This window comes from Lebetimonas sp. JS085, assembly GCF_000523295.1.
Lineage (GTDB): Bacteria > Campylobacterota > Campylobacteria > Campylobacterales > Nautiliaceae > Lebetimonas.
This window is the reverse complement of record NZ_ATHR01000001.1, coordinates 717,564-731,082: the sequence shown is the minus strand read 5'-3', so window position 1 is coordinate 731,082 and position 13,519 is coordinate 717,564. Positions and strand designations below refer to the sequence as shown.

Here is a 13,519-nt window from a genome sequence, read left to right as displayed (position 1 = left end):
ACCATACGAAAAAGTAAAAAAAAGATATTTAATAGGTGCTGTTATAATAGCAAGCTTATCGTTAATACTGGTTTTATTGGTAATTTTGTTTTTTAAAATAAAAAAAATAAAAAACAAATTGGAAATAATTGCAACTCATGACAAACTTATTACAGAAATTTATAACAGACTGGAAATGAACAAAAGATTAATTGAGGAAATTGAAAGAGCAAAAAGATATAAAACACCGTTATCTATCATTTATTTTGATATAGACTATTTCAAAAAAATTAATGACACTTATGGACATGAAAAAGGTGATTTTGTTTTAAAAGAAATTTCTAAACTTATAAAAGAAAATATTAGAAAAACAGATATATTTGGAAGGTGGGGAGGTGAAGAGTTTTTAATCATATTACCTTCCACCAAAGCAAAAGAAGCGGTTAAAATTTCTGAAAAATTAAGAAAAATTATACAAGAGCATAATTTTGACGGTTTAAATGTTACCATATCTTTCGGTATAGCTGAATTAAAAGAAAATGACGATAATATTTCAATAGTAAACAGAGCCGACAGAGCTCTTTATAAGGCAAAAGAAAAAGGAAGAAACATAGTTGTTTACATAAAATAGACAACAGGCACTATTGTAGGGTATTTTTTGGTTTTTCTGAAAACATGTTTTCTTATCACATTTCTGAGTTCATTTTCAAAAATTCTGTTTTTTTCATATACATAATCTTTCGCATGATCAATATAATTTACCAAAATATCTTCCATTTCTTTGGCAAATGCTTTATCCTGTCTGTCCGCGATAATTCCGTATGTTGTAACTCTCGGCCTTCCTATAAGTTTTTTATTTTGCCTATCTATTTGGGCAACAACCATAATAATCCCCTCATTTGCTAATTTTTGCCTGTCCAAAACAATATCTGTTTCAATCTGTTCGTTTATCTGGTTGTCAATATATATTTTTCCTGTTTTTACAGATTTTACCTTTCTGACCCTTTTTGGAGTTATTTCCCATTGTTCGCCGTCTTCCATTATAAAGATATTATTTTCATCCAATCCTGTTGTAAGAGCAGTTTCCCTGTGTTTCATCCTGTGGTTGTATTCTCCGTGAACCGGAAAAAAATATTTGGGCTTAACAAGCCTTATCATCAATTTTTGCTCTTCCTGAGAAGCATGTCCGCTTACATGTATTTCACTGAATTGTTGATAAGCGACTTTTGCGCCTTTTTTCATTAAAAAGTTTATCAGTTGGGAAACACTTGGCTCATTACCGGGTATGGCCCTTGCACTTAGCACAATCTGATCACCTTCTTTTATTTTAACGTGTCTGTGCTCGTCTATAGCCATTCTGTATAATGCACTCATGCTTTCCCCCTGGCTTCCAGTTGTTACAATCAATATTTCATTGTCCTGATATTTCCCTATTTCATAAGGGTCTATAAATATATCCCTTGGAAGTTTGATATAACCTAAATCCATTGCTACGTTTAAGTTCTGTTCCATACTTCTTCCGATAATACAAACTTTTCTTCCGTGTTTTATACCCCTTTCAATTGCCTGATAAACCCTGTGTATGTTGGAAGAAAATGTTGACATTATAACCCTGCCTTTGCTTTTCAAAAACAGATCGTCAAATGTGTTTCCAACTATGCTTTCACTCGGGGTAACACCCGGTTTATATGAATTTGTAGAATCGCTGAAAAGTGCAAGCACCCCTTTTTCACCGTAATATGCAATCCTGTTTAAATCAGGGGCGTATCCGTCAATCGGTGTATGGTCGATTTTAAAATCCCCGGTATGTATTACTGTCCCCGCCGGGGTCTGTATGGCAAGCGAAGATGAATCAATAATAGAATGTGTCATATGAATCCACTCTACTTTAAAATCCCCTATTTGAATAGGATGCCTTTTTTTTACGCTTCTGAAATAACTTTTGTATTGCAGAATTTTATGTTCTTTAAATTTGTTTTCTATCATGGCAAGAGGCAAACTTGTTCCATAAATTGGAAACTGCATTTCTTTAAAAAGATATGGCACGGCCCCTATATGGTCTTCGTGACCGTGTGTTATTATAAGCCCTTTTATTTTATGCCTAATTTCCCTTAAATATGTAAAATCTGGAATTAAAATATCAACTCCGTGCATATCCTCGCTCGGAAAACTCATCCCGCAGTCAATTATAATTGCACTGTGTTCTGTTTCAAGTACTGCACAGTTTCCCCCTATTTCATCAAGTCCGCCAAGCGGGGTAAACTTAATCCATCTTTTTGTATTTTCATTTATTTTATTAAATGTATTAAGCCTTGATTGGTGAATTTTTTCATTTTCATTAAAAGCTTTGTTCAAATCTTTAAACCATACAAAATTTTTTGGATCTGCTTTTTTTTGTGCAGATTTTAAATTTTGTTTTTGATTGCTGTTTTTATTATTCTGTTTACTGAGATTTTGGTTTTTGTTTTCTTCCATTCTTACTCCTTTCCTTTAGCGCGGAAAAGAGCCGGAAAAAAGTTAAGCCGTCTACCTGGTGAGGTCTTAATTTCGGATCAAGTTCAAAATCTTTCAAATTCAGCCCTGTTGCAGATAAATTCTTACTGAGTGTTTTTCTGGGATTACTAAATGCAATTTTTAAAAATTTAGCAAACTCTTCATCATAGTTTTTTTTAAATTTTTCAAATAAAATTACACTGCTTGTCACCTTCGGAGCAGGAACAAACGCCCCGGGAGGTATATCAAACAATTTTTTTACTTTTGCAACACTGCTTGCCAAAACAGCCAAAGAAGAATAATTTCTATTGCCTGTTTTCGCACTGAATTTATCTGCCACTTCCTTTTGAATTAAAACCAAAATATTTTTTGCGTTTTTATCTTTAAGGGCTTTTAAAATTATATTTGTTGCTATATAATATGGTAAATTTGCAATCAAATCATAATTTTCTTCAGCTAAAAAACCCTTTTTCCAAAATTCAAGAACATCACCACAAATTAGATTTAAGTTCGGAAATTTATCTTTTAAAATTTCACACAAATCTTTATCAATTTCTATTGCTGTCACTCTTCTTTTTTCCAGCAACTTTTCCGTTAAATCGCCTAAGCCAGGCCCAATCTCTATAATTAAATTTTGAGTATTGGGCATCGCTTCGACGATTTTTTCCAAATAATATTTATCTTTTAAAAAATTTTGACCAAATTTTTTCTTTGCTCTGATTATAACATATCCTTTTTATAATGTAAAGTATGTTAAAATTATAACAAAAAAGGTTTTTTATGGAATATTTTGCAAAAAGAATAATTCCCTGTCTTGATGTTAAAGAAGGAAGGGTTGTAAAAGGGGTAAATTTTGTAGGCTTGCGCGATGCCGGTGACCCTGTTGAAGCTGCAATAAGATATAATGATGAAGGAGCGGATGAACTGACTTTTCTTGATATTAACGCAAGCCATGAAAAAAGAAAACCTATAATTGATATTATCAAAAACGTGGCAAAAGAAGTTTTTATTCCTTTAACCGTGGGAGGGGGTATAAGCGAACTTGATGATATTTATAATTTATTAAACGTGGGATGCGATAAGGTTTCAGTAAATTCAGCCGCTGTAAAAAATCCGGATTTTATAAATGAAGGGGCAAAAAGATTCGGAAGCCAGTGTATAGTAGTTGCAATTGATGTAAAAAAAGTAGCGCCTCAAAAATGGAATGTTTTTATAAAAGGAGGCCGCGAAGACACAGGACTTGATGCTATTAACTGGGCAAAGGAGGTAGTAGACAGAGGTGCGGGGGAAATACTTTTAACATCAATGGATACAGACGGGACAAAAGCAGGATTTGATATTCAAATAACGGAAATTATTTCAAAAATGCTCAACGTACCTGTTATTGCCAGCGGAGGGGCAGGAAAAATGGAGCATTTCAAAGAAGTTTTTGAACACTCGGCAGATGCTGCATTAGCAGCAAGTATTTTTCATTTTAGAGAAATAGAGATAATGGACCTTAAAAAATATTTACAGCAAAACAATATAAGCGTGAGAATTTAAATGGAGAATGAAAAATGAAAAATGAGCTTTGCTCATCTGGCCGCTTAAAAAGCGGCTATAATGGAAAATGGAAAATAATTTTATTGTTACCTTTAATTTTAAATGCTTTTAATGTTAAATTTATAAAAATAGAAAAAAAATTTATTATTCCAAATGAAGATGCAGTTTTAATTCAGACAAAAGAAAATTTAATATTTCCTTTTAAATTTTACAGAACAAAAAACGGTTATATTATAAAAGATACCAGAGAAATTGAAAATTACCTGAATAATAAATTTTACGCCCCGAAAGACGCAAAATTTAAATACATTAAAATTGCTGTTGTTGATATGGACCAATTTCAGTATCAAATTATTAAAAAACTATCAAACATTTATAAATCATGTAAAATAAAAAATATTATTTTTTTAAATCCGGACGAGGAAAAAATTGTTTTAAAACCGACAGAAATAAAATTAAGATATAAAATTACATTGGATTGTAAATAAATGTTTCACGTGAAACTATTTATAATAAATGGAGAATAACAATGAAAAATAAAAAATCGGTAATTATTTCAGCCGGAAATCAAGAATTTTTTAATTTTGCTTATCCTATTGGTATAGGACTGATAGAAAGTGCTGTAAATTTGACAAGATTATGTCTTTTTGACAAACCTGATATTATAATATTCATAGGCAGTGCCGGAAGTTATGGAAAAATAAAACCTTTTGAAATAATAAAAACAAAAACCGCTTCAAATATAGAACACTGTTTTTTAAATCAAAAATGTTACACACCGATTGAAAATGTAATTTCTCTTTCTGTTTCACGTGAAACAATTATAAATTCATCAAATTATATAACAACAAGTAAAAAAATTTCAAAAAAATATCTTTCATTGAATATTGATGCTGAAAATATGGAATTTTTTTCCGTACTTAGAGTGGCAAAAGAATTTAATATTCCCGCAATTGGCATTTTTGTAATTACAAATTACTGCTTTAAAAATGCACATAAAGAATACAGCCAAAATATAAAAAAAGCAAAAGAAAAATTAATTAAATATCTAACTGATGAAAAAATAATAAAGGAAATTAATGCTTAAAAAACAGTTTATGGATTATTTACCTGAAGAACTGCTCGAAATGGGAATTGAGCCAAAATTCAGAATAAAACAATTATACCAGTGGATATACAGAAAATATACAGATGAATTTGAAAAAATGCAAAATATTCCAAAACTTTTAAGAGAAAAACTTTCAAAAGAATTTATGATAAATCCGTTTGAACTTATAAACCATGAAATTTCAAGTGATGAGACAGAAAAATTTTTATTTAAGTTAATTGACGGAAGAACGGTGGAAACAGTTCTAATTAAAATGAAAGAGAACAAATATACAGTATGTGTTTCAACTCAGGTGGGATGCAAAGTAGGCTGTGCTTTTTGTTTGACTGCAAAAGGGGGATTTGTCAGAAATTTAAGTGCAGGGGAAATTGTCGGACAAGTCTGGTGGATGAAAAAATTTAAAAATTTTGATGAAAACAAAGCACTAAATGTTGTTTATATGGGTATGGGCGAACCTCTTGATAATTATAATAATTTAATAAAAGCAATTAAAATTATTTCACATCCGGACGGGATGAATATTTCAACAAGAAGACAAACTGTCTCAACTTCCGGTATTGCACCAAAAATAAAAAAATTGGGGGAAGAAAATTTAGGGGTTAATTTGGCAATTTCCCTTCATGCTGTTGATGACGAAACAAGAGAAAAACTAATTCCTATGAATAAAGCATATAACATCAAAAGTGTTATAGACGCCATTAAAAAATTTCCTGTCGATAAAAGAAAAAAAGTTATGTTTGAATATTTAGTTATTAAAAATGTAAATGATGACATCAATGCCGCTAAAAAATTGGTAAAATTATTAAACGGAATTCCAAGTAAGGTTAATTTGATTTATTTTAACCCCTATCCAGGAACAGATTTTAAAAGGCCTGACGAAGAGAGTATGAAAAAATTTCAAGATTATCTGATAAATAAAGGAATTATGTGCACTATAAGAAAAAGTAAAGGAATGGATATTTCAGCTGCCTGCGGTCAACTGAGAGAAAAAAAATTAAAGGAAAAAAATGGCTGAGCTTAAATATTTAGCAGATGGAATCAGACTTCATTTAAAAGAATTTTATTATAAATTAACACATGATAATCTTAATGAGTATTATTATTTTCATTTTGATTCAATTGAATCAGGGTTAAAAGCTGAAAAAATTTTACAAAAAGAAAATATAAAATCAATTCCTGTCCCAAATGATATTTTTAAAGATTGCGGGGTGGCAATTCTAACAAAAGAAAAAGAAAAAATAAAAAATATTTTAAAAAACAGAGATATAAATTATGAAATTTATAAATATGAGAATAAAAAGCCTGTAAAAATAGAAGGAAATATAGAAGCTAAAAGCTGCAGGGTTAGTTAAATATTTCTATATCCGCCCTGTTTTTAAGCCTGTCAAAATATGTTTTTAAGATAACTTCCTGTTTTTGCTGGGCCAATTTTGAATAAATTAAATTTTTTACTTTTTCCAAAGGCATTGTTTTTTCACCTTCTTTTTTCACAACATAAAACATTGAGTAATTTGCCCCGTCGTTAAAAATCGGGGAATATCCGCCTTCTTTTATATCTTTTAAAATAAAAATAAGCGATAAAGGCATATTATCAGAATTTAAAACCAAATTTTTGGTACTTATCAAGGGATTGTTTATTAACGGATTTTCTTTTATCTTTTTTAAAAGTTCAGGATTATTGGCGGAATATTTTATAACCTGAATGGAATCAAAAATAGTAAAATCTTTTTTATGATTTTTATAATAATCCGTTATTTCGCTTGGTGCGATTCTAAGTTTGGTCTGAATAATCTGCTCAAACAATTTTCTTTTCAAAAGATTGTTTTTTATCTGTTTTCTTAATTTATTTAGTTCACCTTTTTGGGTCAATATATTTTTAAACTGAAACAAATCCATACCGTTTTGTTTTGCAATTTTCTCCATTTCATTTTCTATTTCAAAATCGTCTACATTTATTCCTCTTTTTTTTATTTCACTTTCGATTAATTTTTGATCAATCAAAACAGACAAAGCCTTTTCTTTAGAGAGATTACTGTTTTTGGCAAAACTGTTTAACTCATATGAAGTAATGGGCTCACCCTCCACATTGGCAATAACTTTATCAACTGTTTTGGCATTTAGACCCATAATCAACAATGCGATTAATAAATATTTTTTCATTTCATTCCTTCATTATTTTTTCTATTTTTTCCAATGTTTTAAACAAACACTCGATTTTTTCTTCCGGTATATTTTGTTCTATTTTTTTTCTAAATTCCAAAGCTTTTTTATCAACTTTATTTAAAATTTTTCTGCCTTTTTCTTTTAATATTAATTTATAAGAACGTTTATCTATATTTTCCTTTTTTATTAAATCTTTTTTTTCCAACGCAATAATAAATCTTGTTATGGCTGCTTTATCTTTATTTAAAATATCCGCAATTTCAGAAGGCGTTAAATTTTTAATGCTTATCAATTTAAGAAATGCATATTGCTCACTTGATATACCAAAATCTTTAATTTCCTTGTTAAAAGCTTTTCTTAAGGAATTGAGTGTATTGGATAATTTAAGAGCTATAGAATTTTCTATATTAAAATGCATAATTTCCCTTCGTCAATTTACTTAGAATTGTATCAAAAACAGAAAAATTTATAAAACTCTTACTATTTCTTTTATTGATTCAATTAAAAAGTCCGGTTTTGCTTTTTTCAAATCGTTTTTTTTAAATTTGCCTGTTTTTACCAAAACAGTTTTAATCCCGCATTTTTTAGCACCTGTTATATCGCTTTCAATATCATCTCCTACCATTATTACCTCGTTTTTATTTAATTCCATATCATCTATTGCTTCATTAAAAAATTCACAGCTTGGTTTTCCAAGTATTTTAGCCTCAATTTCGCTTGAATATTCCAATGCATTTACAAATGCCCCTGCATCAAGTGACAACCCGCCGTTATCTTTAAAATATCTGTTTTTATTCGTTGCCAGAAATTCGGCACCGTCCATTATTTTTCTAAAAGCAATATTCAAATTGTCATAAGAAAAATTTTTATATGCGTCCGCTATTACCACACTGCCCTCACCTTTTAACTCTTTTAAATATTCTTCCGCCTCGTCCGTTGCTATTATAAATGCTTTTTTGCCATGGTTAATTAAATATTTCTTAACTGCGTAAAGGGCTGTAAAAATTTCTTTTTTTTCAATATTGAATCCAAAATTTTTAAGTTTTTTATAAATTATTTCAGGTGTGTTTCTTGAAGAATTGGACAAAAATCTGATTTTATATTTTCTTTTTAAATAATCTATTGTCTCTATCGCCCCGTCAATTACTTTATTTCCTTCATATAAAACCCCTCCTATATCACATAAAATCCCTTTCATTTCTTCCCTCCAATACCGCAGTAAAACACTGTTTTACTTTTCCTTTTAAATAAAGTCTGTCATTATTTATAATAATTTCAAGCTCTTCCTTGCTTTTTGGATAAACCTTTAGACTATCCTTTATTAAATTATTATCTCTCGCAACCAAAAAGCTTGCACACATACCCGTACCGCATGCAAGTGTTTCATCTTCAACACCTCTTTCATAAGTTCTTACAAAAAGTTTATTATCCTTAACTTCGGCCCAGTTTACATTTGCATTATATTTTTCCCTAAGTTTTCTGGCTAAGTTTTTATCAAAATTATTTATGTTTTCCAAAATCACAATATGAGGAACCCCTGTATCATATATTGTAAATTTTTTTCCAAAATCTTCATATCTTTCAATAAATTTATAAGGACTTAACTGTGTTTTTACAATATTTCCTTCTACCTGCGCCTCTATAACTCCTGCAAGGGTTAAAAACCGCATTTTATTGTCTGCGAGATTATTATAATACGCATAATGAGCGGCCGCCCTGCTCCCGTTCCCACACATTTCAGCCTCACTTCCGTCTGAATTATAAAACTGCCATTCAAAATCATATTTGTCATGAGGTAAAATTACAATAAGACCGTCCGCTCCCATCCCTTTAAATCTGTCACATAAAGCTTTTGCCAAATTACTTCTGTTTATTTTTTTAAATGTGTGAAAAATTACAAAATCGTTTCCACTTGCATTATATTTATTTACAACCATTAAAATCCTTTTAGAAATTTTTCTTCAAATTCTTCTGCGTTAATCGGGGGAGAATACAAATATCCCTGAATAATGTCAACACCTTCCAATAATAAAAATTCCTTTTGTCTGTTTGTTTCAACCCCTTCTGCGACAATCGATAAATTAAGGACTCTTCCAAGTAAAATAATAATTCTCACTATTTCTTCGTCATCCCTGTCTATACCTATATCTTTTACAAAAGTTTTATCTATCTTCAACTCTGTTAATGGAAATTTTTTAAGGTATGATAAAGATGAATAATCCGTCCCAAAATCGTCAATGGAAATTCCTATTCCCAAATTTCTCAGCCTGTTTAAACCACCAACACTTTTTTGTGGATTTTTCATTATACTCTCTTCCGTGACTTCTAAAATCAAATTTTTAGAATCAAAATTATTATCGTTTAAAATAGCTTCTATTTGATTTATAAAATTATTGTCCTGCAAATCTATCATAGTAATATTGCAGCTGATTTTCCCGGGATTATATCCCTCTTCCTGCCATTTTATATATTGATTGACAGCTTTTTTCAGCACAATTAAATCAATATTCTTAATTAATTTTTTTTCATATGCGATTTGCAAAAATTTATCGGGAGTTAACAGACCTTTTTTGGGATGATTCCATCTTATCAGCACTTCACTTCCGTATAAGTGTTCATCTTTTGAAACTTTCGGCTGAAAATAAATATCAAACTCTTCATTTTCTATTGCTTTTATTAAATCCCTTTTTAATTCGGTTTTTTCTTTAATTTTTTCACCCAACTCTTTTTTATAAAATTCAAAATTCCCTTTACCTTTTCTTTTTGCTTCATACATTGCCATATCGGCATATTTAATCAAATCATTCAAATCTTCGCTGTCAACCGGATAAACAGAAACACCTATGCTCGAATCTATATTAATTTCTTTAGTGTTTATTAAAATTTTTTCTTTTATGGCCTTTTTAAGCCTGTCAATAACAATTAAAACCTCATCAATTTTATTATAAGGAATAAAAACAAGAAACTCATCCCCGCCGAATCTGATTAAAATATCGTCTTTTCTTAAAACATTTTTTAATCTTTTTGAAATTACCTTTAATAAGATATCTCCGTATTTATGTCCCAAAGTGTCATTAACTTCTTTAAAGTAATCCAAATCTATAAACAAAACGGCCAGTTTTTTATTTTCCCTTTTAATTTTTGCCTGTAAGATTCCAAATACATATTTTAAATAATTTCTGTTAAAAAGTCCCGTTAAATTGTCCGTAATGCTTTTTTCTCTTATTTTTAACTGTTCTTTTTCAATTTCTTTTTCATAATCCAAGAACATTTTTTGAACTATTTTTGCCAGAATATATGAAATAATTAAAGAAACAAATAAAATTAAAAAACTGAAAATTTTTAATTTTTTACTCATTTCTTTAAATAACTGCTGCTGTTTTTTTTGAAGTTTCACCAATCTTTTATTCAAAAAATTAATATATACCCCGCTTCCCACCAATGCGTCAAACGGTTTGAAAACTTTAACATAAGAAACTTTCCACACAGGCTTTTTGTTAAAATTGTATCCCAAATATTTTACATATGTCCCGCCGGGATGTTTTTTGGCTTCATTTACCAAAAGCTGAAACACTTTTATTCCGTTTCTTGTTAAATTCCATCTGTTTATTTTCATTAAACCATGATCGGGATGATATAATGTGTTTCCGTAAAAATCCAAAATAAAAATATAACCTTTATTGGGCCATCTGAAATTATCAAAAATTTTCACTATTTTTTTTAAAATTTTCTGTTTACAAATATTTTTTGAAATATGCTGTTTATTACATTTTTGAATTTCTTCATTATATATTGTGACTAAAATATTATAAGCTATATCAACCCTGATTTTGGTAGTTGTTTTAAGGTCTTTGAAAAATTCTTTTTGAGTTTGAATCTGCTGTTTTTTAAAATAACCCTCAAGCGTGATAAAAACAGAAACATAAGAAACAACAACCGCAAAAAGTGTCATTAAAATAGGCAATAAAAAAATCTGCAAAGATATCTTTTTAACTTTTTTGGTCATTCAGCTCCTTTTTATTATGTTATAATCATACCAAAAAAAGGCGGTTTATGATATTAATTTCAGGACCTTGCGTAATAGAAAGCAAAGAACAGATTTTTAAAATTGCGGAATATCTAAAACCATACAAAGAAAAATACGATTTTTATTTTAAAGCAAGCTTTGATAAAGCCAACAGAACTTCATTAAATTCCTATAGAGGCCCCGGAATTGACAAGGGGCTTGAGATACTAAATGCAGTAAAAGAAAAATTCGGATACAAACTTTTAACTGATGTTCATGAAACATGGCAGGTTCAAAAAGCAGCTGAGGTTGTGGATGTTCTTCAAATTCCGGCGTTTCTTTGCCGCCAGACGGATTTACTTGTAGAAGCAGCAAAAACAGATAAAATAGTTAATATTAAAAAAGGCCAGTTTATGAATCCGGCCGATATGAAATATTCTGTTTTAAAAGTGCTTGAAACAAGAGGGATAAAAGAAGCCGCATACGAAAATTCAAAAAAATACGGTGTATGGTTAACTGAAAGAGGCACCACATTCGGATATGGAAATTTAGTGGTTGATATGAGAAGTCTGATTATTATGAGAAATTACGCACCTGTTGTTTTTGATGCAACACACAGCGTTCAGATGCCAGGCGGCGCCGGAGGAAAAAGCAGCGGTAAAAGGGAATTCGTGCCATATTTAAGTAAAGCTGCCGCAGCAGTTGGGGTTGACGGATTTTTCTTTGAAACACATTACAATCCAGATGAGGCTTTAAGCGACGGACCTAATATGATTACACCTGAAATATTAGAAAATATTTTAAAAGACTTTGATTGTATAAAGAAATGCAAATAAATTAATAATGGAAAATTAAGAGAAAGGAACAGCATGAAAGTAATTGAAGGAAATTTACAATTAAAAGGTAGCGAAAAAATTGCAATAATAGCAAGCAGATTCAATCATTTAATTACGGACAGATTAGTAGAAGGGGCAAAAGATGCATTTTTAAGAAACGGGGGAAAGGAAGAAAATTTGAGCCTTATCTTGGTTCCAGGCGCATTTGAAATTCCGTTTACCCTAAAAAGAGCGCTAAAATTAAATAAATTTGACGGAATTGTTTGTGTGGGGGCGGTGATCAGGGGGGCAACCCCTCATTTTGATTATGTGGCGGCGGAAGCCACAAAAGGAATAGCAAATACCACCTTACATTCAAACACACCTGTGACATTTGGCCTCTTAACCACAGATACAATAGAACAGGCCATAGAAAGGGCAGGGACAAAAGCCGGAAACAAAGGTTTTGAAGCAATGACAGGACTTATTGAAATGATAAATTTATATAAAAATTTAGGAGAATAAATGGCCACAATCACACATGCAAGAGAAGCCGTCATTCAAACATTATATGCAAAAGAAATGGGAAATGACGATGCTTTTAACCAATTTGAAGAAATATTAAAGGATAAAAAAGTAAAAGATGCAAAAGCAGGATTTGCCAAAAAATTATTAAAAGGAATAACCGAAAATTTAGACAAAATAGATGAAATAATAAAAAATCATTTAATAGACTGGGATTTTGAGAGACTTGATAAAGTTGACAAACAGATTTTAAGACTTGGCGTTTATGAAATACTTTTTACCGACACACCTTATCAGATAGTTATAAACGAAGCGATTAAAATAGCCAAAAACTTCTCAGAAGACAAATCAAAAGGTTTCATTAACGGCATCTTGGATAAAGTGGCAAAAGAGAAAGAGATTATTTTAAAATCTCTGGCTTAAATTCTTCAGGTAATTTATTTTTATCTGTTTTTAAGAGATCTTTTTCAACTACTCTGAAAATTTTATCTTTATTTTTAAGTTTTTCCAAAATATCTTTAGCATAAATTTTAGGAAGTGATAAAAATACTTTTTTTTCTCCAAGTTCATTTATTATTAAATCAATATCTTCTGCCACATCTTTTACGGCTTCATTGATAATTTCCTGTTTTAGGGTGTGTTTTTCCCCGCTTGTGGCTCTGTCTAAAAATCCGGGCTTATATGTTGTTCCGGTTGTGTCTGTAATTAAATCCTGAAGTTTTTTATGTGATTCGACCACATCTATACCCCTTACAAAATCAAGTTTGATTTCTTCAGGTTTTAAACCGGCTTCGGCTTCCGGTGTTCTTGGAGAGGCAATATATGCTTTAATTTCTCCAAGTCCTGCAACTATAACTAAATCTCCTACTTTCATATTACTCCTTTTTT

Annotated in this window: 16 protein-coding genes and 1 pseudogene; 9 read left to right on the top strand and 8 right to left on the bottom strand. The window is 30.3% G+C overall.

Going from position 1 to position 13,519, the window contains the following annotated elements; translation table 11 throughout:
* The first annotated feature begins 76 nt into the window (after positions 1-76).
* Positions 77-610, top strand: coding sequence for a GGDEF domain-containing protein (locus DZ68_RS11335; protein ID WP_369792401.1), 534 nt, complete (start codon positions 77-79; stop codon positions 608-610).
* Here DZ68_RS11335 and DZ68_RS0104095 read toward each other — a convergent pair.
* Complete coding sequence (locus tag DZ68_RS0104095; protein WP_024787376.1) at positions 598-2,454, bottom strand: ribonuclease J; 1,857 nt, start codon at positions 2,452-2,454, stop codon at positions 598-600. The genes DZ68_RS11335 and DZ68_RS0104095 overlap by 13 nt on opposite strands.
* Positions 2,423-3,142: a 16S rRNA (adenine(1518)-N(6)/adenine(1519)-N(6))-dimethyltransferase RsmA gene (gene rsmA, locus DZ68_RS0104090; protein ID WP_236617344.1), complete on the bottom strand. Its 720-nt coding sequence runs from the start codon at positions 3,140-3,142 to the stop codon at positions 2,423-2,425. The genes DZ68_RS0104095 and rsmA overlap by 32 nt, the downstream gene beginning before the upstream one ends.
* A 110-nt stretch (positions 3,143-3,252) precedes the next feature.
* Here rsmA and hisF point away from each other — a divergent pair, with 110 nt between their 5' ends.
* From hisF to DZ68_RS0104065, 5 genes are read left to right on the top strand one after another with little or no spacing between them, the layout of a single operon-like run.
* On the top strand, positions 3,253-4,014 hold the full coding sequence (gene hisF, locus DZ68_RS0104085) for an imidazole glycerol phosphate synthase subunit HisF (protein WP_024790751.1): 762 nt from the start codon (positions 3,253-3,255) through the stop codon (positions 4,012-4,014).
* 14 nt (positions 4,015-4,028) lie between these two features.
* Positions 4,029-4,502 carry a hypothetical protein gene (locus DZ68_RS0104080; protein ID WP_024790750.1) on the top strand — a complete coding sequence of 158 codons (474 nt, stop codon included), beginning with the start codon at positions 4,029-4,031 and terminating at the stop codon, positions 4,500-4,502.
* Positions 4,503-4,543: 41 nt separating this feature from the next.
* A complete protein-coding gene (locus DZ68_RS0104075; RefSeq protein WP_024790749.1) occupies positions 4,544-5,101 on the top strand; it encodes a purine-nucleoside phosphorylase in 558 nt (185 codons plus the stop codon).
* Positions 5,094-6,137, top strand: a complete 1,044-nt coding sequence (rlmN, locus tag DZ68_RS10000) for a 23S rRNA (adenine(2503)-C(2))-methyltransferase RlmN (protein WP_035908141.1) — start codon at positions 5,094-5,096, stop codon at positions 6,135-6,137. Before DZ68_RS0104075 ends, rlmN begins: the two co-directional genes overlap by 8 nt.
* Entirely contained in the window at positions 6,130-6,474 is a 345-nt protein-coding gene (locus DZ68_RS0104065; RefSeq protein ID WP_024787370.1) for a DUF3343 domain-containing protein, read from the top strand. The genes rlmN and DZ68_RS0104065 overlap by 8 nt, the downstream gene beginning before the upstream one ends.
* Here DZ68_RS0104065 and DZ68_RS0104060 read toward each other — a convergent pair.
* Genes DZ68_RS0104060 through DZ68_RS10435 form a run of 5 tightly spaced genes read right to left on the bottom strand, consistent with a single transcriptional unit; the run spans position 6,467 to position 11,291 of the window.
* Positions 6,467-7,282 carry a hypothetical protein gene (locus tag DZ68_RS0104060; RefSeq protein WP_024790748.1) on the bottom strand — a complete coding sequence of 272 codons (816 nt, stop codon included), beginning with the start codon at positions 7,280-7,282 and terminating at the stop codon, positions 6,467-6,469. The two genes, DZ68_RS0104065 and DZ68_RS0104060, sit on opposite strands and share 8 nt — an antisense overlap.
* Position 7,283: 1 nt before the next feature.
* Positions 7,284-7,703 carry a MarR family winged helix-turn-helix transcriptional regulator gene (locus tag DZ68_RS0104055; RefSeq protein WP_024790747.1) on the bottom strand — a complete coding sequence of 140 codons (420 nt, stop codon included), beginning with the start codon at positions 7,701-7,703 and terminating at the stop codon, positions 7,284-7,286.
* Between the two features lie 48 nt (positions 7,704-7,751).
* Positions 7,752-8,483, bottom strand: coding sequence for a TIGR01458 family HAD-type hydrolase (locus DZ68_RS0104050; RefSeq protein WP_024790746.1), 732 nt, complete (start codon positions 8,481-8,483; stop codon positions 7,752-7,754).
* Entirely contained in the window at positions 8,464-9,222 is a 759-nt protein-coding gene (gene dapF, locus DZ68_RS0104045; RefSeq protein ID WP_024790745.1) for a diaminopimelate epimerase, read from the bottom strand. The genes DZ68_RS0104050 and dapF overlap by 20 nt, the downstream gene beginning before the upstream one ends.
* A complete protein-coding gene (locus DZ68_RS10435) occupies positions 9,222-11,291 on the bottom strand; it encodes an EAL domain-containing protein (RefSeq protein WP_024790744.1) in 2,070 nt (689 codons plus the stop codon). Before DZ68_RS10435 ends, dapF begins: the two co-directional genes overlap by 1 nt.
* A gap of 38 nt (positions 11,292-11,329) precedes the next feature.
* Here DZ68_RS10435 and kdsA point away from each other — a divergent pair.
* The 3 genes and pseudogenes from kdsA to nusB form a co-directional block, all read left to right on the top strand.
* Positions 11,330-12,127 (top strand): annotated as a pseudogene (gene kdsA, locus DZ68_RS0104035) (3-deoxy-8-phosphooctulonate synthase); the annotation flags it as partial.
* A 33-nt stretch (positions 12,128-12,160) separates the two neighbouring features.
* Positions 12,161-12,631, top strand: coding sequence for a 6,7-dimethyl-8-ribityllumazine synthase (gene ribH / locus DZ68_RS0104030; RefSeq protein WP_024787363.1), 471 nt, complete (start codon positions 12,161-12,163; stop codon positions 12,629-12,631).
* Positions 12,632-13,054: a transcription antitermination factor NusB gene (nusB, locus tag DZ68_RS0104025; protein ID WP_024790742.1), complete on the top strand. Its 423-nt coding sequence runs from the start codon at positions 12,632-12,634 to the stop codon at positions 13,052-13,054.
* Here the strand turns inward: nusB and DZ68_RS0104020 are convergent.
* The gene (locus tag DZ68_RS0104020; RefSeq protein WP_024790741.1) at positions 13,032-13,505 is read right to left on the bottom strand and encodes a host attachment protein; all 474 of its coding nucleotides are present in this window, start codon (positions 13,503-13,505) and stop codon (positions 13,032-13,034) included. The genes nusB and DZ68_RS0104020 overlap by 23 nt on opposite strands.
* Positions 13,506-13,519: the final 14 nt, after the last annotated feature.